Source organism: Methylomonas fluvii, from assembly GCF_014850975.1.
GTDB lineage: Bacteria > Pseudomonadota > Gammaproteobacteria > Methylococcales > Methylomonadaceae > Methylomonas > Methylomonas fluvii.
This window is the reverse complement of record NZ_JACXST010000003.1, coordinates 30,515-57,081: the sequence shown is the minus strand read 5'-3', so window position 1 is coordinate 57,081 and position 26,567 is coordinate 30,515. Positions and strand designations below refer to the sequence as shown.

The window sequence follows — 26,567 nt, the reverse complement described above, 5'->3', positions numbered from 1 at the left end:
TGGGGTTGATAGATCGCTTATTGCCTATGATGTTCATTTTCTCAAAGGGTCAAGTAATGGCTTGAGGCCGTTGTGTTTAATTTCTTGCATCAGTATCATTAAGCGCCCCAGTTCACCCTTGGGGACACCTTCCCGGACAAACCAATTCAGATAGTATCCTGGCAAATCAGCAATAACACGCCCTTTGTATTTTCCGAAGGGCATGGTCATTGCCACCAGCTTCTTCAAATCATCTGGATTCATCGAGATAGAATGTTCGTTTGGATTTAACGCTGATACCATTCTAACCATGACCAAAGACTATTATCAAAAACCGTCACCCCAGACGCAGGAGGAAGCGTTGAAAATTGCCAAGAGCATTCAACGTCCCGCACAAACAAAAGAACAAACGAAGCTGATTGCTCAAGGTATTCAGCAGGGTATTGACCTCTATAAACGGCAGCAAAAAGAAAAAGCCCGCGAATTAAACAAGCAGCGTAAAAAACTGGCTAAACAAAAAGAACAAATAATTGAACAGGATGACCAAGAAGATCAGTCGGTCATCATTTACCAACCACATTGGTTGCCTTGGTCGTTGTTGATAATAACTTGGTTGGTAATCGGCATTTACTATACGCTGGTGAAATAAACGTATAACGTCGCGTTTGCTTGCTACCGGCGTTGGCACCTAGGGAGGTTATGATGCTTAGATTATCTAGATTGCTATCACTGGTATTCTTAGTGTATTCAGTAACGACTATCGCTGATGATATTCCCGATTTAGCAAAGACACCTGGTGTAACGCGCCTAGGATTGACCAAGACCAAAGTATGTAGCATTAAGTGGGGCGCCGATGAACGTCACGTCACTCCGAACATGAAGAAGCAAGTGTTTGCAGCATATGGGTATAGCGGCTATGACGATCCTCGCTGTACTGCCGATGCGCATGGCAAAACTTGCGAAATTGATCATCTCATCAGTCGTGAATTGGGCGGTGCTGATGACGTCAACAACCTTTGGCCACAAGCCTATGGTGGAACGCCTTGGAATGCCCACCTTAAAGACAAGTTGGAAAACCGGTTAAACAAGGAGGTGTGTGCTGGACGTCTGTCCTTAAAAACCGCTAGGCAGATGTTAGTCAACGATTGGCGTAATGCTTACGTGCAATATTATGGCAAAGTTGCTGGTTAAGGTCGTTAATCACCCTCGTAGGCCAGCTACCTGGTCATTCAGGCCCCACCCGATGTTATCCCCAATCCCTGTGGAAAACTCTGTGACAAAACCGTGACAACGCCCCTTAAGTAGCTGCCAGCAAACAAGGAAGGTCAAATTGTATAAAAATTGACCAGTATTCAGCCACGAGTTATTACAACCGCCGTGCACGGTCAATCAGGCCGTTAATCGGCTTGTATTGATCACGGACGAAAGCGAACGCCAATACTTTCGAGTATGGAGGAAGATGAATTGATCAATCTCCACTTTTGCCTTGGGGTGGCGATCCGGAATGCCTTTGGATTGCACAAGTCCGACAGCGAATTGCTGGCGGCCTTTGGTGTGGGGATTCATCCGGATGATGCAAATGGATTGATCATCAAGGCGCTTTGGAAGCGGCTGCAAAATGGCGAAGAGTGATAGTCGGGCATATCCCGAATATTCATTTGAAACTTCCAGGGGTCCGGTTGGCCAGAAGGTAGCGAGTCTCCAGCGTGAAGCGGTCAAATACAAAAGCGGGAATTTGCCCGCTGCCGTCGCCTGCTTAGAAGCGGCCGCTGATTTGATGCGGCAGCATCCCGGTAATTATCCCCTGGACCGGTGGTTACGCTTACCGATGGTTCTCCAGCATGTCGGCCACTTTGATGAAGCTATCGAGGAGTTTCACCGATTACTGGATGAAATTGAAGAACGTGTCAATAATGAGTTTTCTTGCTCGAAACCGGTAATACGGCAAAAGATTGTTCATCTGAATTATTTCCAGATAGACGACAAGATGAGTTTGGCCTGTAAACGCCAGAAACTAGTCAATCAAGCGAAGCAGTATGCCGTATTGGCGGAACAGCACTATCAGGAGTTTTTGGATAAATCAGATTGATGCTTGCTGCTTTTTAGTCGTCCCTGAAAAAGCCGAAATTTTTTCAGGGACGACCGTTCTCATGCGAACGATAAAAATGGTTCGGACAAGAATGTGTCCCAAAGCCGAGACAGCGACTGGCAAAATGAGACCAAAAAATCCTCAACCGCCTGAGGATCAAACGGATGTTGTGGCCGGCACCGCACAGAATGGCATGCAACGCATCGCCCATTTCGCCTTTCAGGTAGTTGCGTCCCAGTAAGCCGTCGTTCTTCAGATGACCAATGACCGGTTCGATGGCATTGCGACGTTTGAATGGGCGTTTGAGTCGTCGGGTATTTACGCCGCGTTTTTGCCGGGTTTTGTAAATCGTGATGCCCGCGAGCTCGACGCACCGGTAGCCCAGATCGACAAACACTTCTTTGGCGCGGGTGCCGCTCAGAATTTCCGCCTGTTCCAGACAAGATTACAGTGTGTGTCCATCATAGGGATTACCCGGGAAGCTGCGGGCACCCAGCACGAAATTGCTCTTATTGGTGACGGTTATCCCTACCTTGACGCCAAACTCGTATTTTTTGTGTACCTTGCCCTTGGCAATACACTCCACTTCCGGGGCGTGAAAGCTGTACAGCTTGTTTTTATCCTGGGTTTGCTGAGTCAGAATACGCTGCGTTTTCTCCAAGGTGTCCTTGAAGGCCAGCTTGACGGCATCGGATTGGTCAAGCAAGTGACGATCGATATCCCGGTAAACCCGTCCCACCAGGGTTTTCAGTTGTTTGAGCATCTTGCGTTTGCGATTCATTTGCTTGGCATGACTGTAGCAGCTCTTCCTTGCTCATATCCGACCACTGGTCGGATTTTTTTGCCTATTGTTTTTACCGTGAAGTCACGGCACATCCAAGCGCTAGACATCCCTAATGGTTTTGAAAATCGTTCGTGAGGCGTTGACCTTTTCTCGCAAGTCCAATCCTGGCTTGAAGTGCAGCATATAGCGACTGGGCACATGCACCGTATCACCCGTTTTGGGATTACGCCCCGTTCTGGCCCGACGCTGGTTTATTGAAAATCCCCCAAAACCACGGATTTCGATTCGTTCGCCGTTTGCTAAGGCAGTAGTCAATATTTCAACCACACTGTTTACCGCAAGTTCGACATCTTTTTGAAGCAAATGAGGTTGTTTGTGGCCATCTTGGCAATGAGTTCCGATTTTGTCATTTTATTATTGTCGCCATTGGTCTTTGGCGTAATGATTTAAGATTTAGATAGGATTAAAGCTTTTAGTTTGCCGGAAGATTAGACAAAACTGAATAACCGAGCAACGTCAAGGCAAAACGTACAGCACTGATCGTTCCCACCTATCGCATTACCACTAAAAAATTGCCACGCCTTGCAGCAAATGCCAAATTCGACATTTGCTGCAAGATGCCTTACTGAATATCACTTCACAATGATGACCATCCTAATCAGAGGTCATTATGGAACCCGTTGCCATTCCCCAAGCCATCGACGATCCGATTCACATTCTGTTGTGGAGTGCCGACGAGATTGTGCCGTTCATGGTCTGCATGCTCACGGGCATGTTGATCGACCACTTCATTCCTGCACTGGCCATTGGATTAATCGCGGTTAAGTTCTACCGCCGATTCCGTGACAACCGGCCCGACGGCTATACCTTACATGCCTTGTATTGGTTAGGGTTGTTGCCCAGCCATGCAATGACCATCCCTAATCCGTATATCCGGCGGTTCCTGCCATGAAATTGTCGGATTTTCTACAGACCTGGGACGGTCACGAGACCGAGAACCGCTTTAGCCGGGTGATTATCATCGGCTTGCTGGTGGTGTGCGTGATTACCTCGCTGGCCGCCTGGCGCACCGAGCGCAGCATCATTCTGGTACCCCCTACCCTTAGCCATGAAGTCGAAGTCACCCGCACCTCAGCCTCTAGTGAATTCAAGGAATCGTGGGGCTTGTTTCTGGCGGAACTGTTGGGCAATACCACGCCCGCCAATGCCGATTTCCTGAAAACCGCCATCGAGCCGTTATTGGCGCCGGACATTTATCGCAGCGTCCTGGATGCCATGACCGATCAAATCAAAGCCATCAAGATGGATCGAGTGGCGATCAGCTTTACCCCACGTCATGTCGATTACGAAGCCGAGACCAATAAAGTCTTCGTCAGTGGCGAACTCAAAAGCCAAGGCCCCAATTCCAAACCGGACATCAAACCGCGCACTTACGAATTCATCATCGCCATCAAAAACTACCGGCCGCGTCTGGAGTTTATCGATGTCTATCCCGATGCCCCGAGAACAGTGGAGCGCTTAAAAGCCCTGCCACCCCAGCCAGGAGAACTCAAGCCATGAATAAAACCTGCCGCCATTGGGCATTGCTGTTGATCATCAGTAGCACTGCGTCCGCCGAGGAGTTACCGATCACCGTATTACCGCCGGTGACCACCGTGGGCGATCGAATACCCGAATCAGCTGAGCCATCGAGCGATTCACAATCGCTGGGTATCGAACTGCCACCGGTTGACGCCAGCGTATTAAAAGCAGCCAACCAACAAGTCTCTTCATCGGTTGCGCCACAGAACATTCAAGTCAAACCCGGCATCAACGAACTGATGCCGATTGCGGTGGGTCATCTGAATCGTTTGGTCACGCCGTTCGATAATCCGGTGGTCACGACGACCAGCCAGGCTACGACCAGTACCAAAGGCAAAATTGTCTATGTGGCCACTACCGATGAGACGCCGGTGACCTTGTACATTACGCCGGGCGATAACCAGGACATTGCCTTGTCGCTAACACTGATTCCCAAACGCATCCCGGCCCGGGAGATTCATCTGAGCCTAGATAAAGACAGTGTTAAGGTGCTGACCAAACTGCAACAGCAGTCTGCCGCATCGGGCAGCAAAGCCAGCGATCAGGAACAGGCCTACATCACTCAGCTAAAAAAGTTGTTCCGCGATCTGGGTCTGCAAAAGACACCAGCAGGCTATGCCCTGCGCGAGCCCAGTAAATCCGAACACATCCATTGCCTGCAAGATAAAGTGCAGATTCGGACCGGCCAGGTGTTGGAGGGTCAGGACATGCTGATTCTGGTGGGTCTGGCCCGTAACACCAGCAGCGATCCATTGGAATTGGATGAACGCGCTTGTGCGACCAGCAAGGACGACGTGTTGGCGGTCGCCGCCTGGCCCAAAGTCGTGCTGGGACAGAATGAATCCACCGAACTGTATATCGCGGTTCGACGCGAACCTGAATCTGAATCCACGCTCAGACCGTCTTTACTCACCGGAGGCCAACGCTAATGGCCGATGTCGATTCATGGTGGTCCACGTTAAGCCCCACGGCCAAACGTAATTTGGCCGTCGGTGGTATTGGCGGCGTATTGCTGGCCACCATCATTGGTTTGGCCACCGTCACCCCGGAAGTCACCAAACCCCTCAGTAAACAAGCCACCATTCAACACATATTGACCGATAGCGATCCGCGATCGTTAGGTATTGATGGTATTTCGGCACAGCTGCGGGATTTACTGCAAAAGAATGAAGAGCAAAGCCGCCGTCTGGCTGCGATTGAAGAGCAGCAAAAACGTGAGCAGCAATCCGATGAACAACGCTTCAAACAATGGACCGAAGCTGAACGGGAAGCCTATGACCAGAAATTACAAGCCGTGTCCGGTGAAGTTGCGTCGCTTAAAAACAAACCGACGGCATCGACTCAATTGTCGGCTGATGCCCCAACAACGCCGAGTACGGCCTCCCCTACCCTCAACCATCCGAATGACCACCGATTTCCTCCGCGTTCATCATTAGATAGCAACGACCTGAGCAGCGCCTTTGAACAAGCGGCTATTCCGGCACCTAACCACGGCAATACCGGCGTCTCGGGCGGACGATCCGCCAACGGTCAACCAACCACCGCATTGCAAATCCGTGTCATTAAGGACGAGAAGTCCTCCACTGAAAATGCTGAGAGTAGAACCACAGGCGACCAACCCGCCAAGCACAGCGAAGTCTTTATTCCGGCGGGCAGTATTTTAACGGGTGTTCTATTGAATGGCCTGGATGCGCCGACCGGCAAGAAAGCCAAGAAAGAACCCATGCCGGTGCTGTTTCGCATCAAGAAGGAAGCCATTCTGCCCAACCACTTCCATGCCGATGTGCGCGAGTGCTTTCTGTTGGCGGCAGGCTTCGGTGACTTGAGTGCTGAACGGGCTTATTTTCGGGGTGAGACCTTTTCCTGTGTCCGTCAGGACGGTGGCGCGATTGAAGTGCCTATGAATGCCTATGCGACTGGCGAAGACGGTAAAAACGGCGTGCGCGGTCGTGTGGTGTCCAAACAAGGCGCCCTACTCGCTCAATCCATGATGGCCGGCTTTTTACGCGGCTTTTCCGATGCCTTTGGTCGTAACCAGATTCCGGTGTTGATGACCGGCGGTTTGGGCAGTCTGGCAGGCAGCACGCCATTCCAAAGTGCTTTTTCCTCGCAGTCCATGGAAGGCGGTGCCTTGAAGGGTGCCGGTTACGCCATGGAGCGGCTGTCGCATTTTTACATGGATATGGCCGAAGAAATTTACCCGGTCATCGAAGTCGATGCCACGCGCCAGGTCAACTTCATCGTGCAAAAAGGCACGGCACTGAAGCTGAAGTCACCGAGTTAATTCATTCAATCCCCACTCAAAGGTCGTTATGTCGCTACGCAAATTCCATTTACTGCTGCTGGCACCACTGTTAGTGACTTCAGCCAGTTTTGCTGCCAACCCACCAAAGCCGGCGATTTCCGAAATAGCCGCGGGCCTTTTATCGATCAAAATCGATGGCATGCAGGATTTACCGATCACGGGCCTGAAGATGGTCAAGACCGGCGAGCAAACCGTGTTCATTTCCAGTAACGGCCGCTTCGCGCTAACTGGCGGCAAATTGATGGATATTTGGACCCAACAGGAAATCAAGGATCTGCCCGACATCGACAAAATCGCCAACCGCATTGATCTGTCGCGCATGAAACTCAATGTCGACGATTTAGGCCCGGTGGCGATTGGTCACGGCAAGACTTCGGTGTTGGTATTCATCGACCCGCTTTGCCCGTATTGCGGCAAAGTGATGAAAGACCTGCAAGCCTTGCAGGACCAATACACCTTCAAGTTGGTGATGGTACCTATCCTCGGTCCCGAGTCGCAAAACATCGTCGTGCAATTGACTTGTCAGTTGGGATCCAGCGACACCAAACTCAAAGACAGTGTCCGTGATCGACTGTTGAAGCAGGATTACGCTGGATTACCGACCGAACCACCTAGCCCATGCAATAAAGAGCCGCTGCAAAAATCCGTGGTCACCGCCAAGCTGTTTGGCTTGCAGGGTGTGCCGTTTCTGATTGCCCCGGACGGTCGTACCCACAGCGGTGCCCCTGACGTCTTGGCAGATTGGTTAGCCAATAAACCGCATGAGGTCGCCAAAGCGATTACCCCTGAAGCCTCTAAGACTGAGAAAAAGCCATGAGCCGTAAACACCCTTTTTTATTGTATGTTTTCGGCCTGATTGGATTGAGTTTATTATCCGGTTGCGCCACCACCGAATACGGCTGTAAAGGCATGCCTGACGAACCGCAATGTTTGTCAACCACGCAGGCCTATCAAGAAACCAACCGCGCCTTAGCGGACGTGACAGTCAATCCCGATCATCCAGCGGAAACCGCACCTGCTAGTGACCTTATTCCAGCAGTCCAGCAACCGGTACCCAAAATCGATGACCCGACACCGATTCGCACCCCATCGCAGGTAATGCGGATCTGGATTGCACCTTGGGAAGACGCTGAAGGCGATTTGATGGTGTCGAACTACGTCTACACCGAACTGGAACCGCGGCGCTGGATGATCGGCAAGTCGGCACCTTCTTTAAGTCCATCGTTAATTCCCTTGCAAGTCGAGCAACGCGCGCCGGAAAAGCACCCTTTAGCAGACGTTGATGCTGGCGAGTCGCGGAATATGCAACCGACGCTGAACATCCCAGCCGCCAAAAACTAAACCCTACACCTTCACCGCCGGACTTTCGGGTTCAGCGAGCCTTAGCGGGCGACCGCTTATTGTTAAGCCGGAAATTCCTTCCGAGACCAGACGGGCAGCCGTCTTTACTTACACAAGAGGTCGTTTCAATGAAGTCGTCTACTCGAAGCCAGGTGTTAGTGGCCCTGGCATCGCTTTTTTTCCTATTGATGGCATCCGACGCGATGGCCGGTACCGGCGGTACCGAGTTCAACAACGTCTGGACCTTGTTGACCGGCTGGGTCGAAGGCTTACTCGGTCGGATCATTGCCATCGTGTTTGTGATCGTCGGCCTGGTGGCCGGTGTGGTGCGTGGCAGCATCATGGGCTTTGTCCTGGGTGTGGCCAGTGGCGTGGGTTTGTTCGCAGCGCCGACCATCATCACCAATATCGTCACAGCAACCCTGTAAAGGCGTTATGAGTACAAACACCGGACCACACACCCCTTCCGAGCTGGCGGCGGGTGACCGCCGTAACCCCGAACACACGACCGATCGCACGGTTCGCGTTCAGGCCGCCGATGGCACACCACTCAATCCCTGTCATCCGGCGCGAGCGCGGGAACTGCTCCGCCAAAAACGGGCGATACGGGTCAGCCGCCATCCTTACACAATACGTTTGTTGCAAGCCCATCAAGCAGCCGCCATGAATATGCTGTACAGCGAGGAGGTATCAAAATGAAAGCCTCCCGAACCCATACAGCGGACAGCCTGTTTTCAGCCTTAGCTTATGACAACGCACATCATTTATTTTTACTGGCCGATGCCAGTATCGGTTTTGGTTTTATCTGCCGGCCACTGACCGGCGCCGATCAAAGCGTCGCGGCCCGCGTCAATGTACTGCTAAACCAGGACTGGCCGACCGAGACCTTGCTGCAAGTTAGCTTATGGACCTCACCAGACATCGAAGAATCGCTGGCGGTGATGCAAACCCGGCGGATTAAACAGCAAAAAAGCACTTATAAAACCATGACTGGTGCCAGTATTGAGTTTTTGCGCCAAGGCACGACCAAACCGCCAGAAGCGATTTCAGGGGCCAGATTACGACGTAGTCATGTGATCGTCACGGTGAAATTACCCATCGCCAACCCCAGACCTAACGAAGCCGAAATCCGTCGGGCCACGGAATTGCAACTCGCCACTCAACAGTCCTTATCGACGATTGGTTTGTATCCTTCGATTTTGGATGCCGATCAGTATGTGCGGGTGTTGAATACCCTCCTCAATTGGAACCCCGATGCCGGTTGGAAAGATCGTGTCGTGCCGGAATGCGATCCGACCCAGTTGATTCGTGATCAGCTCTTGGATTACGACAATGCGGTTGAGACCGATGAAAAAGGCGTCTGGCTCGGCAATAAGCGCGTTAAGACCTTATCCGCCAAACGCACACCGGATCATTTCTATTTTGGGAGCGCCAAAAGCTATCTGGGCGACATTCTGTCAGGCACCCGTGGCATTCGCCAAAATGCCTTGCTGAGTTTGACCCTACATTACCCGGATGCCGAATCGACCCGCACCCGCCAGGAAGGCGTGCGGCAATTCATTACTAACCAGGTCAACACACCAATTGCTCGCTTCTTGCCGGCATTGGTACAGCGTAAACACAACTTCGACGTCTTGTTTGAAGCCTATGGCGACGGCGACCGGCCAATCCGCAGTTATTTTGGTGTGCTGCTGTTTTGCGACGAACAAGAGGAATCGGCTGCCGTGTCCAATGCGCGGGTGTATTTCCGAGAACTGGGTTTTCAGCTGCTGGAAGATAAGTATTTTTGCCTGCCGTTTTTCCTGAACTGTTTGCCCTTTGGGCCGGAACGTTCTGCAATTGCCGACCTGAAACGATACCGCACTCTGGCCACCCGCCATGCCATTCCGCTATTGCCGCTATTCGGCGACTGGGCAGGCACCGGCACACCGACCTTGAATTTCGTCTCCCGTAACGGCGAACACATGGCTGTGTCGCTGTTCGATACCACCGGCAATTACAACCTCTGCATCGCCGCCGAATCCGGCAAAGGTAAATCCTTCCTGACCAACGAGATCATCGTCAGCTATCTGACCGAAGGCGCGCAGATCTGGGCGATCGATGTCGGCCGCTCCTATGAAAACCTCTGCGAGGTATTGGAAGGCGATTTCGTGAAATTCACCCACGGTTCCGGCATCTGCATGAACCCCTTCGAGATCGTGCAAAACTTTGAGGAAGAAGCCGATATGTTAGCCGGCTTGGTCAGCCAGATGGCGGCACCAACCGAGAAACTGACCGATTTCCAAACCGCCGGTCTCAAACGAATTTTGAAGCAACTCTGGACCGAAAAAGCCCAGTCCATGTCGGTCGATGACATTGCCCGGCAGCTCTGCGCCGAAACCGATCAACGCTTAAAGGACGTCGGCGAGCAGTTGTTTCCCTTTACGACTAAAGGCGAATATGGCCGTTACTTCAATGGCCGTAACAATGCCAAATTCGCCAACGACTTTACCGTGCTGGAACTCGAAGAACTCAAGGGCCGCAAACATCTGCAACAGGTGGTGTTGCTGCAACTGATCTACCAAATCCAGCAGGAAATGTATCTCGGCGAACGCAACCGGCCCAAGATCGTCATCATCGACGAAGCTTGGGATCTGCTCACCGAAGGCGATGTGGCCAAGTTTATGGAACATGGCTACCGACGGTTTCGTAAATACGGCGGTGCGGCAGTGACCATCACCCAGTCGGTGAACGATTTATATCGCAATGCGGCGGGCCGGGCCATTGTCGAGAACTCGGCGAATATGTATCTGCTTGGCCAGAAAGCCGAAGTCATTGATGGCATGAAGCAGGATCGGCGCTTGCCACTCTCCGATGGCGGCTACGAGTTGCTTAAAACCGTGCATACCTTGCCTGGCGCCTATTCGGAAATCTTCTTCATCACCGAAATGGGCTCTGGCATAGGTCGTTTGATCGTCGATCCCTTCAAACGCATTCTGTTTTCCACCAAACCGGAAGATGTGCAGGCACTCAAGCAATTGCGCCGGCAAGGCTTGAGCTTGGGCGACGCCATTCAACAGCTTCTCGACAGTCGACAACCCAAACCCCGCGAGGTCAGCCATGGACGTTAAATCACAATGGCTGAGCATGGTATTGATCGCCGCCAGTTTAGGCACCGTGGGCGGCTGGTTTGCCGCGCGTCAACAATTGCAGCAACCCATCGCTCGACTCAATCTTGTGACACCGGTGTTTATCCTGGACCGGGCGAAGCTGATTCAGTCGATACCGCCCAATGCTACGCAAGAGCAAATGACCAAGATGGTTGACGACTGGCAAGGCCAGGCCAAAAAACTAAGTGATGCGGGCTATCTGGTGATTGATTCGACTGCCGTGGTCGCTGCGCCCAGTGATTTATACATTCAAGCGCCAGGACGGTGAGTTTATGAGCACGCATCATCAACCCGCATCCTCTACGCAATCAAAACCCGGCCGATTAAGACCTTACCAAACCAAAGCGGCTTTCGGGATGTTCTTGCTGAAAGCGCTGCCCATCTTGGTATTGATATTGGCCGTTGAACGCTACGTCGGTCAACGCTTCCTGTTCGGCGGCGACGATCAAGTGGATCGCTGTTTACCGGATAAATGGATTTATCTGATCGACACCTACAACAAAGACATCTGGCGAGGCGATCTAATGGCGTTTCGCGCGGAACGCATGGCCCCGTATTTCAAGGACGGCCAGATTATCGTCAAGATTGCCGCCGGTGTCACCGGTGATCGAATTCAGGTCGACAGTCATCAAACTACGGTCAACGGTTCACTGATCATCGAAGGCTTGCCGTTGGCGGAAAAACTCAAAAAACCCGCCGCCAGCTTTAAACGCAATGAAACCATTCCACCGGCAGCCTACTGGATGACCGGGCAAACGCCGAAGAGTTTTGACTCGCGCTATTGGGGCTATGTCTACGACCACCAGGTGATTGGGCGGGCTTATGCGTTGTTTTGATCGACCACTACATCGTTGGCTGCAATCGGCGCTTTGTTTTCTCTGCTGCTTCTGTGTGCAGACAGTTAAGGCGGAGGAAGCCTGGCTGCAACGTTCTCAGGCCATCTTGCAAGCCTTGGAAGGCCAGCCTCGACCGGATTGGCTGAACGGTCAGACTGCACCGTTGGACCTGAAACGCCAGGCGATGCAGGTATTTGAAACCGCGCAATCAATTCAAAACCCTGCGTTATCAACGGGAACGGAAAGAAGCCTTTCGACAAACCAATCCAACAAACCCCTCACCCTTATATTTGTCTCATTTTCGCTCGGTGATACGGCGCTGAAAGGCATTTTTGAAGAAGCTTCAGGGCGAGATGATGTGTTGCTGGTGTTTCGCGGGCCTAAGCCCGGACAAAAACTACCGGCGTTGATGGCGGACCTCAAACGCTTGCTGAAAGACATTGAGCAGCTGCCCAACATCCTGATTGATCCCACCCGTTTTCAACACTGGTCGGTAATATCCGTACCGGACATCGTCGTCGAACAAGACGGACAATCGCGTTTACACGTTCGTGGTGTCAGTAGTTTGTCCTGGCTGGACGAGCAGATCAAAGCCGGCAAACGAGGTGATTTAGGCACCTTAGGCGATGTCGGTGAGATTGCTGAAATCGACTTGCTCGAAGATATCAAACGCCGGATGGCCGCCATCGACTGGAAACAAAAGCAACAACAAGCCATCGCTCGATTTTGGGCACAACAGAAATTTGAAGATTTACCCACGGCTCAGGCCGATCGTGATCGGACGGTGGATCTGACCATCACCGCCCCGCGGGATCTGGTAGCGCCCAACGGCCAATTAATCATCCGTGCCGGACAAACCGTCAATCCGTTGGACAAAATGCCGTTTGGCTTATGTCTGATGGTATTCGATGCCACGGTACCGGCTCAGGTCGAGCTGATTCAGCGTCAATCCTGCCAGGACAAAAAAGCTCGTGTGCTGTATTTGGCCACATCCCTACCGCGTCTGGATGGCTGGGAACAGTTGAAGACATTGGAAATCACGCTGCAGGCACCGGTGTATTTACTGACGCCGGATGTGCGCAGTCGTTTTCGATTACAGCAGGTACCGGCGATTGTGGAACAGGCTGGCAACCACCTGATGGTTCATGAACGCAAAGTGCCGCCTTCACAGGGAGCGCGGTTATGAAGCGAAGCGTTTTCCACTGGGTTTTTGGGGTGCTGATGGCACTGACAAGCCCGCTTTATGCCGATACCACGACAACCGCTACTGATCCTTTATGCGCCGATGCCCAGCTGTGGTCGGGCAAACTCATCACGGATATTTGTTGGAGCTGTTTGTTTCCGATTCGCGCCGCCGGTGCCTCGTTAGGGGGTGGCAATGTGCCGAGTATCGCTACCGATCAGAAGTTCTGCTTCTGTACCGATCCCATGGGCATACCGGAACTGGGCATGACCATGGGTTTGTGGAATCCAGCCCGTTTGATTGAAATCGTCCGCAATCCTTGGTGCTCCCCTGCCCTTGGCGGTCATAAGTTCAGTGCCTCGAATGTGCGTTTGATTGCGACCACCGGCAAGGCCGACTTCGATGCCAGTGAGATGTCGTTTTTCAATTACCACTACTTCGCCTTTCCGCTGACCATTATGCTGGATCTGTTCTGGGATGGTCGCTGCAACAGTGACGGCTACCGGGATTTCGATTTGCTGTATGTCTCAGAACTGGATCCCACCTGGAACAACGACTTACTGGCGTTTTTTACCAGTCCGGAAACGGCGTTGTTTGCCAATCCTGTAGCGATATCGGCTTGTGTCGCCGATGCCGCAGCGGCAGCCACCGGCAATCCTTTGGATGCGTTGTTCTGGTGTGCCGGTGCTTGGGGGCATATGTATCCCTTATCGGGCATTTCGCCGACCAGTTACGGCACTGATCCTCGAATTACCAGTTTGCTGGCGACACGGGCAACGGCGGCATTACATCGCCGAGGCCTTGCCTGGAAAACTTCCGGTAACGAGTCTCTGTGTGGTGGCTCCATTTACCCCTTTATCCCCAAATCCCAATACCGGCTGTCGATGTTCTATCCGGTCGCGGAAACCGAATCCAACCATGTCATTGGTGAAACAACGTTCAAATGGGGCGCTGGACGTACCTTTCCGGGGCCAGGTGAAGATCACCTCTACCTGCTGTGGCGTTGGCAGGACTGCTGCGTGGGTTTGTGATGGGCTTCAGAGCGCTATTCGATCCGCAGTGCCGGTTTGTCCAGACACTGTCTGGAATATTGTGCGTGACGCTGGCCTGGACGCCGTTTGGTGTGTCCTGGGCGGATGCGATTCAAGCCGCAGGCCAGCAGGGACAGCAGACTGGGCAACAAATTCTAGGTGGGTTTCACTTTCCGCTGGATAACGGCAGTGGCGTGATGACCTTGAATCCGGGTTCGACGCAGGAAAGCACCCTCTCGATTGGCACGTTGTTTCCGGATGCCAATACCACCAACAGCACGACCGCCAATATCACCAGTCTGTATGGCAATAATCCCGGCACGATTGCTGCCGGTTTGGATGCGCAGACCTCGTTGAACACCGAAAGCAGTGCCACCGGCAATGCCTATCGCACCCTGGTCAACAATGCCCACCAGTCGCATCCGGATTTACAAAACGATGCGGTCTGGAATGCTGGCGATCAAGTGTTTGCCCATTTTACGCCTTGGGCGCAGTCGTTCTCGGACTGCACCACGGTGACGACGCAAACAGCGACTAGTCATGCGGTACAGGTGCCGGATTATCAACTGTGTCTGCGCCAACCGACCATACCGTCCAGTTGTACGGCGACACATCAAGTGCAGGTCGAACCGTTACTGACCTATGTATCCGGTAACGGCGGCATCTCAAGCTGCGGTCCGGGCTGTATGGATTTGTATGTGGGTGTGGTCGGCGACAATTACTGGTCAGCCGGTTGTAGCGTGTTTACTTGGCAAGTCACTTATAACGTTATCCACCCGGAAGCGATTACCAGTGCCACCTTGGAAATGGTCGAGTTCGATGACCATGCACGGGTGTATTACGGCGGCAATCTGATTTATACGGGTTCCTCGGGCTGGGGCGGATCTTGTGAGCTCAGCAAAAGCTGGGTGGATCATCCGAATACGGATGTGACCTATGCCTTCAACAGCACCGGCAATAAGGTGTTTCGACAGGACACGATGGTTGGTGGCAATGGCGAAGGCTATTCACGGATTCGCCTGCGCTACGATGTCTCGAAGTTGATTAGCCAGGATCAATGGAGCTGGAGCGGACCGAATTGCCAAAACCTGGCCAATGCGATTACCGATGGGATTTGCCAGGCCGGCAGTCAACTCAGTTGTACCAACGACCCTGCCAATAACACGGGTTGTTATGTCGATCCAACATCGCAAGTTTTGATGTGTGGGTCGGATTTAAGTCAAGCGCCGGTGGCCAGCTCAACCGGAATTCGTAATACCTGCATGAGTGTCTCGGCGTCAGGCCAGTGTGATTTAAGTGCCACGGGACAATGCTGGACCGACACAGCAGGCACGCATTGTCTGCAACCGCCGAGTGGTAATACACCGACCACCCGTTGTTCCACTTTGGAAAGTCGCGGTTGTGCGTTTATCAAAAGCCAGTGCTTGGACGTACTGGGATCCGGTACCTGTTGGGATAGCGTCGATACCTATGACTGTGGCCAGTCGGTGGCCATTCCCGGTATTCAAAGTAGCACCCAGCAGCAATGTGCGGGCCCGATTCGCTGTATGGGTGAAGACTGCGTGACGGTGAACCGTACGCAAAGTCAGGATTTCAGCAAGGCGGTGGCTTTACTCAATACCGCTCAGCAAATGGCGATGGATTTGAGTTGTGATTATGCCAATGCTGATCTGCAGCAGAAAGATCCCACCTCCTGCCAGGTATTCAAAGGCAAGGATGCGAGCTGCAAAATGGTCGGCGGCACCTTGAATCTGGTGGATTGCTGCGAAACGCCTTCAGGTGCCATGGGGCTTGGAAAATACATCGACTTACTGCTGGCCACCAGTCAAATGGACAATGCGATTATGACCATGGACAGTACCTCGGCGATTCGTGGTGCCTGGGAAACCCTGAGGACACCGTTCTCAATGGCAGGCGATGCCTGGAATGGCGTGCAAAACAGCTTTGCCTCCGGCGTCAATGACTTGGTCGGCTCCGATTTGCTCAGCGTATCGGATATTGCCGAGCAAGGCCTGTTGGATGCACTCAAAACCGAACTGACCAATTCCGTGGCGGAATGGATCGGTAGTACCTTTGGCGAGGCGGCGGGTAATGCCTTGTTCAGCGCTGGTGGCCAGGCGGCGTTCGATTCGGCGGGCAATCTGACGCCAGCGGCGCAATCCGGCGGCGTTGAACTGGGCGGCGGTGCAGCCGTGGCCGGTGAAATGCTCAGCACCTTGATGGGAGCTTATACCGTGGTCATGATCATCATCATGATTATCCAGATGGTGTATTCCTGCGAACAATCGGAATACGAACTGGCGGCGAAAAAGCAGTTGAAAGTCTGCAAAGACTTAGGCACCTTCTGCAAAAGCAAGGTCGCTGGCGTCTGTTGGGAGCGCGAGGAAAGCTATTGCTGCTACAACTCGCCGCTAGCACGCATCCTCAACGAACAAATCAAACCACAACTGGGGATGGATTTTGGTACGCCGGAAAATCCCAGTTGTAGCGGTATCAAAGTATCGGATCTGTATCGCGTCGATTGGACTCAAGTCAATCTGGACGAATGGTTAGGCATTCTGGCACAGACCGGGCATTTGCCGACAGACGCCAATGCTGCATCCATGTTGAATCTCGATCAATTGACCGGCAGCGGCAGCCGGTTGAATCCGCAGAAATACGGTGCTGCCTCCAGTGGTCGGCAGGATACCTTAACCCGCACCCAAGGCCGGATGACCGATCTGAATGTGCCCACGGTCAAAAGGCAGTCGGAACTGGAAGGCTGGGGCATGGGGCCGCAATAATATTGGTGACGTCTTTCGACCATGTCAGAACCATAATAGCTGTCGTACTTTATACAAGATTTTGCGATTAATTCCGAGATCAATTTCGGTTCATCCCCGCGGGTGCGGGGAACGCATAACTACTTCCATTGAGCCATCTTGCGGAAGCGGTTCATCCCCGCGGGAGCGGGGAACGCAGCGGTGGTGGAGCACCTTGGGGCTTAGCCATCGGTTCATCCCCGCGGGTGCGGGGAACGCTAATGGCGCAGTTAGGTTTTCGTTTCCGTCAACGGTTCATCCCCGCGGGTGCGGGGAACGCGATATTCAGGTTGACGAGTACAGCAGGGTGTTCGGTTCATCCCCGCGGGTGCGGGGAACGCCACTTTGTCAGGTACCTGGGCCGGATTAGCCGCGGTTCATCCCCGCGGGTGCGGGGAACGCCATTTCCGAAGCTGAAAGCTGTTTGTTCATGGCGGTTCATCCCCGCGGGTGCGGGGAACGCGCAATAGAGGGTGCGCGGCATGAGTGATCATTCGGTTCATCCCCGCGGGTGCGGGGAACGCTTCTCCGCCAGCTTCCCGCCGTAGGTGGACAACGGTTCATCCCCGCGGGTGCGGGGAACGCATCCGGCCGGCCATGAGGTTTTCCGGTGCTGGCGGTTCATCCCCGCGGGTGCGGGGAACGCCAACGCTGGAAATTTCAGCCGGCACCGGGTTGCGGTTCATCCCCGCGGGTGCGGGGAACGCAATGAATCAAAGTGGGCCATTATTTCGGCCGGCGGTTCATCCCCGCGGGTGCGGGGAACGCCTCTGCAACGTCTGCGCCCTTTTTCCATGTGTCCGGTTCATCCCCGCGGGTGCGGGGAACGCGAATTGATACCGTGGACCAGTCACAAAAATAGCGGTTCATCCCCGCGGGTGCGGGGAACGCCGGATGACCAAGGCTATCCGCAAACTGATAGCCGGTTCATCCCCGCGGGTGCGGGGAACGCTGGCACAACGCTATCACGACAACTGTAATCAGCGGTTCATCCCCGCGGGTGCGGGGAACGCAAATGCTTAAGTTGCTGGAGGTTAATCCAAGGCGGTTCATCCCCGCGGGTGCGGGGAACGCTGGTGATGCCTGGCGTTACCTTTGATTATCGGCGGTTCATCCCCGCGGGTGCGGGGAACGCTTTCTCGATCATTTCCGGAGTAGTGACTGATTCGGTTCATCCCCGCGGGTGCGGGGAACGCTACTACTGCGACTGTTTACCCTCCTTATAACGCGGTTCATCCCCGCGGGTGCGGGGAACGCAAGACCTGGAACAACTGGAATCCGCGCCATGACGGTTCATCCCCGCGGGTGCGGGGAACGCGAAACGGCGGAAACGTTCACGCTAACAACTGGCGGTTCATCCCCGCGGGTGCGGGGAACGCGGTGGTGGTGCGCCTGCAACTGGTTCCGGTGGCGGTTCATCCCCGCGGGTGCGGGGAACGCTTTCTCGATCATTTCCGGTGTGGTCACTGACTCGGTTCATCCCCGCGGGTGCGGGGAACGCTGTAACCGGTACCCCGGGCAGTGGTAAGAGTGCGGTTCATCCCCGCGGGTGCGGGGAACGCCAGGAAAGCGACACGCTAACTGCGACCGCCAACGGTTCATCCCCGCGGGTGCGGGGAACGCTTTGTAATGTCAAATTAAGTTAAATGAAATGCCGGTTCATCCCCGCGGGTGCGGGGAACGCGATAGCGGGCATCAGTGCATAACCGATGATGACGGTTCATCCCCGCGGGTGCGGGGAACGCGCGTTCAGATACGATCATGTGTCCGCCTCTTGCGGTTCATCCCCGCGGGTGCGGGGAACGCCTCTTCATCTTCGCCGTATTCGTCGTCATCCGCGGTTCATCCCCGCGGGTGCGGGGAACGCGCCATTGGTGGGATTGATAGGCACACGGAAGACGGTTCATCCCCGCGGGTGCGGGGAACGCCATTACCCAATAAACATACTGCGGACCGACGGCGGTTCATCCCCGCGGGTGCGGGGAACGCGTTGAAAATGAGCTGCGCAACCTGTTTATCGACGGTTCATCCCCGCGGGTGCGGGGAACGCCGCTCCAAACTGATCGACCTCGGCGTAGTGGCCGGTTCATCCCCGCGGGTGCGGGGAACGCTGGCCGGGGCGTAACGGGCGGGCGGCGCATGTCGGTTCATCCCCGCGGGTGCGGGGAACGCAACACCCAAATCGGCGGCAACCATTACAAAGGCGGTTCATCCCCGCGGGTGCGGGGAACGCGTTTTAAGCGGTTTAGTGGCGGTGGGTAATGCGCGGTTCATCCCCGCGGGTGCGGGGAACGCCTTGCCGTGCGCCTTTGCCGCGTAACTCCATCACGGTTCATCCCCGCGGGTGCGGGGAACGCGCGTTCTTTGCCTCTGTGCTGCGGCTGTTTACCGGTTCATCCCCGCGGGTGCGGGGAACGCCTCAATAGCATCGGCGCGGCTGAGGTTTATTACGGTTCATCCCCGCGGGTGCGGGGAACGCTTGAAACGCCGTATGGGTAAGCCTCAGTGTGACGGTTCATCCCCGCGGGTGCGGGGAACGCCAACGATTCAAGAGGCGCCCGATCTTTGCAAGCGGTTCATCCCCGCGGGTGCGGGGAACGCTCACCCGCCTTTGATTGCACCTCAAACTATCGCGGTTCATCCCCGCGGGTGCGGGGAACGCGTTCGGGTAGGTGTCACCGTTGTCCATGTAGGCGGTTCATCCCCGCGGGTGCGGGGAACGCCTCAATAGCATCGGCGCGGCTGAGGTTTATTACGGTTCATCCCCGCGGGTGCGGGGAACGCACTAATCGTAACTTATTGTTACGCATATAAAAATAACTCGGCTAAACTTCTACCGAATTTTTTACCTTTTCCAAGTTGTTAAAAAGCTGACGAAACCACTTTGCGCCCTGTACCCCAACAGAAATTTAGTACCTATTTTCCCTCACCCGCCCCTCTCCCTGAGGGCGAGGGAGACAAATCGGCTTCGTCCGGCGGAAAAAACGACACCAATTTCAAGCCGTCCAGTTCTACGGGCAGGCGGCGGTTTTTACCCAGCGTCATAAAATCGAAACCCGATTCGGTATTGGTGGACCAAGCCATTACAGCGTTGCCGTCTTCCAAGCCATCCTCGACTTGCGACCAGATCATTTCGCGCACCTTGGCCGACAAGTCGCCGACATAGACGCCAGCGCGAATTTCGATTAGCCATACGGCCAAGCGCCCACGCAGTCTGGGCGGAACGTTTTCAACTACGATGACCAACATCGCCGATGCCCTCCGCATTGGGAATGGCCGGGGCAATGTTCTCCTCGGCCGGTTTGGGGACTTCCAATTCGCCGGCCGCCAGCACTTCTTCGATGGTCGGGATGATTTTGCGCAGAATTTTGCTTTGCCGGAACACGTCGCGACACATCAAGCGTACTTCGCGCTCCGGGTTGGGATAATTCTTGGCGGCGATTTTGAAGGCGTGCGGGACGATCTCGTCGAATTTGAACAGGTCGGCGATGTCATAAACAAACGACAGCGGCTTGCCGGTGTGGATAAAACCGATGGCCGGGGCGTAACCGGCGGCCAACACCGCCGCTTCGCAGATGCCGTACAGGCAAGCAGTCGCCGAACTGAGGCAGCGGTTGGCGGTGTCGCTGTTGTCCCAATCGGTATGGTCGTAATTGCGGCCATTCCATTCCACGCCGGCCTGTTTGGCCAATAATTGGTACAACTTCCTGACTCTGGCGCCTTCTATGCCGCGCAGTTGCTCGACGCTACGGCGTTCGGGCGGTTTTTCGCCGAAACGGATTTCGTACATCTTGCGTACCACTTTCAACCGCGCGTCATCGTCCAGCGCTAGTTTGGCTTGATACAGCAATCTGTCCGATCTGGCGCCGCCTGGCTGGCCGGCTGCATATAATCTGACACCGGCTTCGCCGACCCAGACCAGCAAGGTCCCTGCCCTGGCGGCCAACGCGGCGGCGTGATGGGAGACGCGAGTGCCGGGTTCCAACATGATGCAAGCGATGGTGCCGACCGGGATGTGGGTGCGGATACCGGTTTCGTCGATGACGACGAAGGCGCCGTCTTGGACATCTATTTGGCCTTTTTCGATGAAGACCAGGGAAACGCGTTCTTTCATGGCGATGGGTTTTAGGGGAGGAAGCATGTCGAACAGTCCTTATTCAAGTGACAATGTGAGTAATCGGCGCCAATCAATCGCTAGGCTGGGGTTTGCTGGTTGCGTTGGCCATCCAAAATCGCATACCCCGCCGGCAAAAAGCGCCTATCGCCGGTTTCAGTTCATTTCTTATTCGCGGTACGAGCAAAATCGATCCAGAAACAGCGATACTTCCGAAGCCTTCTGGGCAACCACAGAAGGTTCAAGCGCACCTAGGAAGCATTCTATCGTACGCACGGCAGGCTCGGATGCACGACCGAAACGTTTGGCGGCACGCCCGGAAGGTCTGGACGCACGCACAGACCGTTTGCGGGCAGCCACAGAACACGCGTCGGCACCTCCGAAACGCTTGTGCACACCGACAAAGCCTTGGTAATCACCCACAAAGCGGCCGAATGCACAGACACCGCCTAGCGATTGCCCAATCGTCTTACCATCAACAAGCCGCAACCGAAGGCTTTGGCCCGGCCCAGACCGGTAAACAGAGTTTGGCGGAATTTTTCGGCGTCGGTGATTTGCAGTTCGCCGGTGAAATCGACTGAGCTGAAGCCTGATTTTTCGCCTTTTTTGGCGGTCTTTTGCTGCAAGCCGTGCCATGCGTAAGTGCTGTTTTGCAACTTGGGTAAACCGTCATCGCTGCTCAGTAACGTAAATCCGCAACGCTCGCCTTGCTTGATCATCCAACTAGTCAGTGCCTGATCGACGCGGGCTTTGATCGCCCATTCCAACTTATCAGCCAAGCCGGAGATTTGCCCCAAACGTTCGGCGTAACGACTATCCTCAGCCAATAATTGAGACAGTTCCGCCTCCAGCCCTGCCCCGCCATTGTCCAGTAACAGTCTTTTGTAGATACCTTTGTCTATTTTGGCGGGCAAAGCACCATCCAACCCATGCGATTTGATCAACAACGCCAAAAACTGCAATTGCGCATCCATGACCACATCATGCTTTTTGCCTTGCCGACTGACCACTGGGTTGACTCGGCAATCGAATTGCATGCATAGGCCGTTCGCCAATCGTGGGTCGTATTCTTTACTCTCGACCTTGAACAACGACCCTTCAAGCTCAATAGGCTTATTTTGCGAAACGACGTAATACAAGGGCTCTCCGCGTACCGCCGGCGACGGACCAATCTGTTCGCGGGCAATTTCTTCGCGGTAGAGAAAAGTCCGTTTGTCCTGTTCAGGAAACAAATCCCATAACAATTGATGGCAACCGTAAACATTGCCTTCCAACACCCTCGCCAACTGCGACGATTTGTAAATATCCGGCCGTATCCTGACCCTGGAAAAATACATCACTCGCCTCCCTGATAAAAATAATGTTCCTGCCGTGGCGCGAACTGCCAGCGTTTGCGTGACAAGGGTTGATCGTGACGAATGCGGGTTTGCCGGCGTTGTAAATCGCTGTCTTTGGCAAAGTCTTGTGGCTCGCCTTCCCAGTAATAATGCCGCTCACCACCGGCATTCAGCCAATAGGCGTCTTGCTGAACCGGCTGACCCGCTGCGCCATCCACCTGCTTGCGCGGCAATAACGGTTTATGTAAATAGGCTTTGAACGCCGTCAACAAATCGGCTTGCTCCGTCAACAATTGCGGATTCAATGGTGCGGCCAGCGGACAAGACTTGCGGCCCAGATACAAATGAAACAACGGCTTGCGCAAGTTTTCCTCGATCTGCATCAGGCTGAACGGTGCATCCGCCAAGGCGCGCAAAGCCACGACGGCCAAGGCGTCGCTACGGTATTCGCGGCTGGACAAAATGGTGCCTAAACGCTCCTTACCCAATATCAGCTCATCGCGGCGGGTGCGGTAAACGAACTTGCCGGTCGAATCCGGCACTTGCGCAGTATGGTAATCGCGCAACAATTGGCCGGTACTGAACACTTCGACGGCCACTTGGTAACCATTCTGCAAGCCGGCTTGTTGCTCTTCGTCGTTACGCTCTATGCCTAAAGCCGCGCCGACCAAACCCAAAATCGCCGACTTGCTTGGATAATTGGCGCTATGGCGGCTCTCTCCGACGGCGATTTCGCCCCAGCTCGCCAACGGCCCATATAAACGGAATAACAATAAGTCCATGATCGGCTCCTATTGGCCGACGAAATCGAGCAATTCGGCCAGCTTGCCTTGGCGTTGCGACGGCAAGGCATTCAGTTCATAACGAGTATCCGCGCAAGCGCCGTAAACTTCGTCAAAACTGCTGTTCTGCTCTTTCAACGCGGCAATGGCCTGAACGGCATAATCCTCAGCTTCCCGGCCGATGGGTTTCAAATAAGCCACCGACAAGGTACGCGGCTGCTGGTCACCTTTTTCCGCCAATACGAAGGATGCATAAGCCCTGGACGCAAAGCTGTTTTGCTTGCCTTCCGGCGCGACTTTGACGGCGGCTTCGGTCAAGGCACGAATAGCTTGATTGGCAAGCTCGGTATTGCCGTCCAGGTTTTTAATCAGCAACTCGCGGTTGATACAGATGTAGGCATAAAACAAACCGGCGGCGAAACGGGTTTCGCCAATGTGGGCGGCGCCCATGTCGTCCTGTCCATTGTTCAAATCATCGACGGCGGTGAAATAATCGTCTTCGATCACCACCGGATGCACGCTAATAGCGTGCGCCACTTGGCAGGAGGCTTCGATGTTGTAGGCCGGGCTGGACGCCAACATGCGACCGAACAAGGCGATGTCTACCGCCTGCTCTCTAACGCGCAGCAAATTCAATTCCTCTTTTTCCGGCGCTCGCGGTTCGGCAATCAGTTTTGCGGTCAACGTATCCAATGCCGCCCGTTCCGCCGGGCTGACGTGCACCAACTGCTCGATTTCCAATTCGGCCAGCGGATCGTTTTTGTCGGCTTTTTTCAAGGCGCCGAATACGCCGGCGATAGCCTTGGTGCATTCCTTGGCGTCTTTTTCTTTAACCCCGCCTTCCAGCAATTTGTTGTAGATCTCCAAACCGAGCAATTTGGTGCGCGTACCCAAATGGCTGCCAACCGCCGCCTGGAACAAGTCCGAGGTGCGCCAAGTTCGCTTCAGGCATTGCGACGATACCCGCAAGCGGTCGTAGCCGCCCATCTTCGCGGTTTTCGGGCTGCCTTGATCATCGCGGTTCAGGTTGGCGGGCGGGTAAGCGGTCAACAAATGCAATTGAATGAAACGGCTCATGTGTCTCTCCTTGAAATTAATTTTTGGGTAAGGCGGTGAAATAGTCGGTGGCCCAGCGTATGGCAAGGCGGTCTTTGGGATAGCGGCCAAGCGGCTGATTGAACTCCTTGTGCCAATGAATAATGTCGTTGACGAGCGATACGACATTGGCGGTTTTGCCCAGCAAACGAATCGCACGCAGCATGCGCCGGTAGAAATCTTCGACGGTTGGGCTTTTTTGCAATTGCTGAAAGCGCAGTTCGCTCATCGGCGGCTTCGCTTTATCTTTCGCCGTGCCCAATTGGGTTGCGAAGCGAGCGTTAACGTCGTTAGTTTCGACATGCGCCAGCAAACCGGCAATCGTCGCCGCGACCGGCAAGCGCTGATCGTCCGACACTTTTTGCGGAAAGCCGTCCGGCATTTGCCGCAAGAAATGAAAAAAGGCGTCGGTTAACAAAATGTCTTCCGGCGCTTCGGCGCGGCGCAAACGGGCGCGGGCGCCACGATTGCCGCCCCGGTCGCCATCGTCGCCGTTCAACCAGCGATGCCAAGCCAGCAAAGCCGGTAATTCCTCAGGCGTTAAAAAATAGTTCTCGCTCATTTAGGCAGCCTCCTCCGTTTTGGCATGGGTTTTTAATTGCTTGATGATTTTGTTGCCGTGAAAACGGCCCAACATGGATTTCCGGGCATTGATAATCCGTTTTAAATCGAGGTCTTCCGGGTTAGCGCTTAAAGTTGCGACTTCAAAAACCTCGGTCATTTGCGATCTCAACGCTGCAAACCAATCGGCGTAAATGTCAGCTGGGGCCATATCGCCGCCGTCCGAGAAGACCGCCAAGCGTTCCAAGAGGCGGAAAAACTCGGCTTCGCTGGCTTGCCAAAATTGCGAGTCGATTTGGCTCATGTCGCCTTTTGCATCTTCCGGACGGCGGAACCAGGCGGCTTTGACTTCGCCACGCAAAATCTTCACGGTTTCCCGTGCCGCATCGATCAATTCGCCAGCCCAGCCGACAAGGTTGTGTTGCTGTTGCGCGGACAGATAAAACACCGGAAACCTCGCTTCGTACCAGCAACGCGCCTTCATGTTGTCCATGTCGTAACCGAAGCACCACAACGCCGCTCCACCTCGATCCGCCAGCATGCGGCCTCGCTCCTGGCTGTAATGCCGGACAATTTGTGCAGCTTTATCGCCGTTGCTATCGTCCTGTAAGGCCATCCCCAACCAATGCCTATAACCCAAGCCACCTTGCTGGCCTTTCAACGACAACGGCGGATTAACCTTTTTAATGTCATGGCGGTAGGGTGTTAGCGGATGCTGCCAGGCGCCGTCGTAATTGGTGCCATAGTTTTTGGTGCGATATTCGCGGAATAGCGATTCGGCATCGCATCCGCATAAATCACAGGCGCCGGGCTCGGAAGTTTCGCTCAAACGAATCCTGCGCGGCATGCCCCAATAAGCATGTAGTGGATGAACATCAGCCGGCGTGGTGATTTGGCCTTTTTCGGAAGTGCGGGTTTTGCCTAACCATGGCATAACGGCGTTTTCCAGCTTATCTAACGGTTGCAGATCTTCCTGATTGAACACATTCAACCAAAGTTTTTGCCACAACGTGGTTTGGGTAGCTTTGGGGATGACCAAGGTCGTCAACGGCCCGCCACCGCGCAATCCGACCCGATGCCCGACGCCTCCGGATGGCGCATTGGTCTGCAAGGTAAATAATGCGATGGCTGCACAACTTGGACATAGCTGGTTCGCCGAACCGCGTTTGATGAAGTGGTCGAGATTGTCTTTCAGCGTTTTACCGCCGGGCGCTTCGATCAGCAACGCCGCGATAGGCTTGACTTCACCGTCCGGCAGTGCCAAATCCTGCAAAAATACCGGGCCGTTATCGCTGGTCAGTTCGAACGCTGGCGAGAGAGATGAAAAACGACCTTGCAAATTTGTGGCGTCAGGTGCCTCTTCCCAATGCTCCAGCCATTGCTCCTCGTCTTCGGGTACAAACCCGGTTTGCAACAAACCAATCAGGAACTGATACAACGCCCCCTGAAAATCCGGCCTCGGCGCATTGATTTCGATCACCGGGTTTTCGATCTCACCGATTTGCCAGGGCGCAATCCAATCGTTTTGGCCGTTTTGGCGAATAACCGGTATCCATTTCTCGGTAACAAGATTCATGTTATCTCCTGTGAATTCAATCA

The 26,567-nt window shown here is 54.1% G+C and carries 26 protein-coding genes, 2 pseudogenes and 1 CRISPR repeat array; of the genes and pseudogenes, 18 read left to right on the top strand and 10 right to left on the bottom strand.

The annotated features are described in order from the left end of the window. Positions 1-33 precede the first annotated feature (33 nt). On the bottom strand, positions 34-243 hold the full coding sequence (locus EBB_RS17780; protein ID WP_192396392.1) for a DUF3820 family protein: 210 nt from the start codon (positions 241-243) through the stop codon (positions 34-36). 46 nt (positions 244-289) lie between these two features. Between EBB_RS17780 and EBB_RS17775 the strand changes: the two genes are divergently transcribed. The 4 genes from EBB_RS17775 (at position 290) to EBB_RS17760 (ending at position 2,068) form a co-directional block, all read left to right on the top strand. Continuing rightward, positions 290-628 (top strand): DUF2956 domain-containing protein, encoded by a 339-nt coding sequence (locus EBB_RS17775; protein WP_192395111.1) that lies wholly within the window; start codon positions 290-292, stop codon positions 626-628. 53 nt (positions 629-681) lie between these two features. After that, complete coding sequence (locus tag EBB_RS17770) at positions 682-1,170, top strand: HNH endonuclease (RefSeq protein WP_192395110.1); 489 nt, start codon at positions 682-684, stop codon at positions 1,168-1,170. Positions 1,171-1,428: 258 nt separating this feature from the next. Further along, positions 1,429-1,611 carry a DUF6794 domain-containing protein gene (locus EBB_RS17765; protein WP_192395109.1) on the top strand — a complete coding sequence of 61 codons (183 nt, stop codon included), beginning with the start codon at positions 1,429-1,431 and terminating at the stop codon, positions 1,609-1,611. Beyond that, on the top strand, positions 1,598-2,068 hold the full coding sequence (locus EBB_RS17760) for a hypothetical protein (RefSeq protein WP_192395108.1): 471 nt from the start codon (positions 1,598-1,600) through the stop codon (positions 2,066-2,068). Before EBB_RS17765 ends, EBB_RS17760 begins: the two co-directional genes overlap by 14 nt. A gap of 43 nt (positions 2,069-2,111) precedes the next feature. Here the strand turns inward: EBB_RS17760 and EBB_RS26735 are convergent. Next, positions 2,112-2,867 (bottom strand): annotated as a pseudogene (locus EBB_RS26735) (transposase); the annotation flags it as partial. Between the two features lie 84 nt (positions 2,868-2,951). Further along, a pseudogene (locus EBB_RS17750) lies at positions 2,952-3,262 on the bottom strand (integration host factor subunit beta). 260 nt (positions 3,263-3,522) lie between these two features. Here EBB_RS17750 and traL point away from each other — a divergent pair. From traL to traN, 14 genes are all read left to right on the top strand, one after another. Then, complete coding sequence (gene traL, locus EBB_RS17745; RefSeq protein ID WP_192395107.1) at positions 3,523-3,804, top strand: type IV conjugative transfer system protein TraL; 282 nt, start codon at positions 3,523-3,525, stop codon at positions 3,802-3,804. After that, positions 3,801-4,412, top strand: coding sequence for a TraE/TraK family type IV conjugative transfer system protein (locus tag EBB_RS17740; protein ID WP_192395106.1), 612 nt, complete (start codon positions 3,801-3,803; stop codon positions 4,410-4,412). Before traL ends, EBB_RS17740 begins: the two co-directional genes overlap by 4 nt. Then, positions 4,409-5,362, top strand: a complete 954-nt coding sequence (locus tag EBB_RS17735) for a TraK domain-containing protein (RefSeq protein WP_192395105.1) — start codon at positions 4,409-4,411, stop codon at positions 5,360-5,362. The genes EBB_RS17740 and EBB_RS17735 overlap by 4 nt, the downstream gene beginning before the upstream one ends. Further along, positions 5,362-6,717 (top strand): TraB/VirB10 family protein, encoded by a 1,356-nt coding sequence (locus tag EBB_RS17730; protein ID WP_192395104.1) that lies wholly within the window; start codon positions 5,362-5,364, stop codon positions 6,715-6,717. The genes EBB_RS17735 and EBB_RS17730 overlap by 1 nt, the downstream gene beginning before the upstream one ends. A 28-nt stretch (positions 6,718-6,745) precedes the next feature. Then, positions 6,746-7,555, top strand: coding sequence for a DsbC family protein (locus EBB_RS17725; protein ID WP_192395103.1), 810 nt, complete (start codon positions 6,746-6,748; stop codon positions 7,553-7,555). Further along, positions 7,552-8,079 (top strand): TraV family lipoprotein, encoded by a 528-nt coding sequence (locus EBB_RS17720; RefSeq protein ID WP_192395102.1) that lies wholly within the window; start codon positions 7,552-7,554, stop codon positions 8,077-8,079. Before EBB_RS17725 ends, EBB_RS17720 begins: the two co-directional genes overlap by 4 nt. 128 nt (positions 8,080-8,207) lie before the next feature. Next, positions 8,208-8,507 (top strand): TraA family conjugative transfer protein, encoded by a 300-nt coding sequence (gene traA / locus EBB_RS17715; RefSeq protein ID WP_062329743.1) that lies wholly within the window; start codon positions 8,208-8,210, stop codon positions 8,505-8,507. A gap of 7 nt (positions 8,508-8,514) precedes the next feature. Continuing rightward, positions 8,515-8,778: an RRXRR domain-containing protein gene (locus EBB_RS17710; RefSeq protein ID WP_192395101.1), complete on the top strand. Its 264-nt coding sequence runs from the start codon at positions 8,515-8,517 to the stop codon at positions 8,776-8,778. After that, the gene (gene traC, locus EBB_RS17705) at positions 8,775-11,189 is read left to right on the top strand and encodes a type IV secretion system protein TraC (RefSeq protein WP_192395100.1); all 2,415 of its coding nucleotides are present in this window, start codon (positions 8,775-8,777) and stop codon (positions 11,187-11,189) included. Before EBB_RS17710 ends, traC begins: the two co-directional genes overlap by 4 nt. Next, a complete protein-coding gene (locus EBB_RS17700) occupies positions 11,179-11,496 on the top strand; it encodes a hypothetical protein (protein ID WP_192395099.1) in 318 nt (105 codons plus the stop codon). The genes traC and EBB_RS17700 overlap by 11 nt, the downstream gene beginning before the upstream one ends. A gap of 4 nt (positions 11,497-11,500) precedes the next feature. Beyond that, a complete protein-coding gene (gene lepB / locus EBB_RS17695; RefSeq protein ID WP_192395098.1) occupies positions 11,501-12,064 on the top strand; it encodes a signal peptidase I in 564 nt (187 codons plus the stop codon). 55 nt (positions 12,065-12,119) lie between these two features. Then, on the top strand, positions 12,120-13,250 hold the full coding sequence (locus EBB_RS17690; protein ID WP_229427603.1) for a TrbC family F-type conjugative pilus assembly protein: 1,131 nt from the start codon (positions 12,120-12,122) through the stop codon (positions 13,248-13,250). Continuing rightward, positions 13,247-14,278, top strand: coding sequence for a TraU family protein (locus EBB_RS17685; protein ID WP_192395096.1), 1,032 nt, complete (start codon positions 13,247-13,249; stop codon positions 14,276-14,278). Before EBB_RS17690 ends, EBB_RS17685 begins: the two co-directional genes overlap by 4 nt. Further along, positions 14,245-17,061: a conjugal transfer mating pair stabilization protein TraN gene (gene traN / locus EBB_RS17680; protein WP_371741590.1), complete on the top strand. Its 2,817-nt coding sequence runs from the start codon at positions 14,245-14,247 to the stop codon at positions 17,059-17,061. Before EBB_RS17685 ends, traN begins: the two co-directional genes overlap by 34 nt. An 86-nt stretch (positions 17,062-17,147) precedes the next feature. Next, a CRISPR array of direct repeats spans positions 17,148-19,863; the repeat unit is 29 nt; unit sequence CGGTTCATCCCCGCGGGTGCGGGGAACGC. 132 nt (positions 19,864-19,995) lie between these two features. Here the strand turns inward: traN and cas2e are convergent. The 7 genes from cas2e to casA form a co-directional block, all read right to left on the bottom strand. Next, entirely contained in the window at positions 19,996-20,328 is a 333-nt protein-coding gene (cas2e, locus tag EBB_RS17675; RefSeq protein WP_192395095.1) for a type I-E CRISPR-associated endoribonuclease Cas2e, read from the bottom strand. After that, positions 20,309-21,220: a type I-E CRISPR-associated endonuclease Cas1e gene (gene cas1e / locus EBB_RS17670; protein WP_192395094.1), complete on the bottom strand. Its 912-nt coding sequence runs from the start codon at positions 21,218-21,220 to the stop codon at positions 20,309-20,311. The genes cas2e and cas1e overlap by 20 nt, the downstream gene beginning before the upstream one ends. Before the next feature lie 422 nt (positions 21,221-21,642). Next, positions 21,643-22,530, bottom strand: a complete 888-nt coding sequence (gene cas6e, locus EBB_RS17665; protein ID WP_192395093.1) for a type I-E CRISPR-associated protein Cas6/Cse3/CasE — start codon at positions 22,528-22,530, stop codon at positions 21,643-21,645. Further along, on the bottom strand, positions 22,530-23,312 hold the full coding sequence (gene cas5e, locus EBB_RS17660) for a type I-E CRISPR-associated protein Cas5/CasD (protein ID WP_192395092.1): 783 nt from the start codon (positions 23,310-23,312) through the stop codon (positions 22,530-22,532). The genes cas6e and cas5e overlap by 1 nt, the downstream gene beginning before the upstream one ends. A gap of 9 nt (positions 23,313-23,321) precedes the next feature. Beyond that, positions 23,322-24,389, bottom strand: a complete 1,068-nt coding sequence (cas7e, locus tag EBB_RS17655; RefSeq protein WP_192395091.1) for a type I-E CRISPR-associated protein Cas7/Cse4/CasC — start codon at positions 24,387-24,389, stop codon at positions 23,322-23,324. 16 nt (positions 24,390-24,405) lie between these two features. Then, entirely contained in the window at positions 24,406-24,969 is a 564-nt protein-coding gene (gene casB / locus EBB_RS17650; RefSeq protein WP_192395090.1) for a type I-E CRISPR-associated protein Cse2/CasB, read from the bottom strand. Further along, positions 24,970-26,544, bottom strand: a complete 1,575-nt coding sequence (casA, locus tag EBB_RS17645) for a type I-E CRISPR-associated protein Cse1/CasA (RefSeq protein WP_192395089.1) — start codon at positions 26,542-26,544, stop codon at positions 24,970-24,972. Positions 26,545-26,567: the final 23 nt, after the last annotated feature.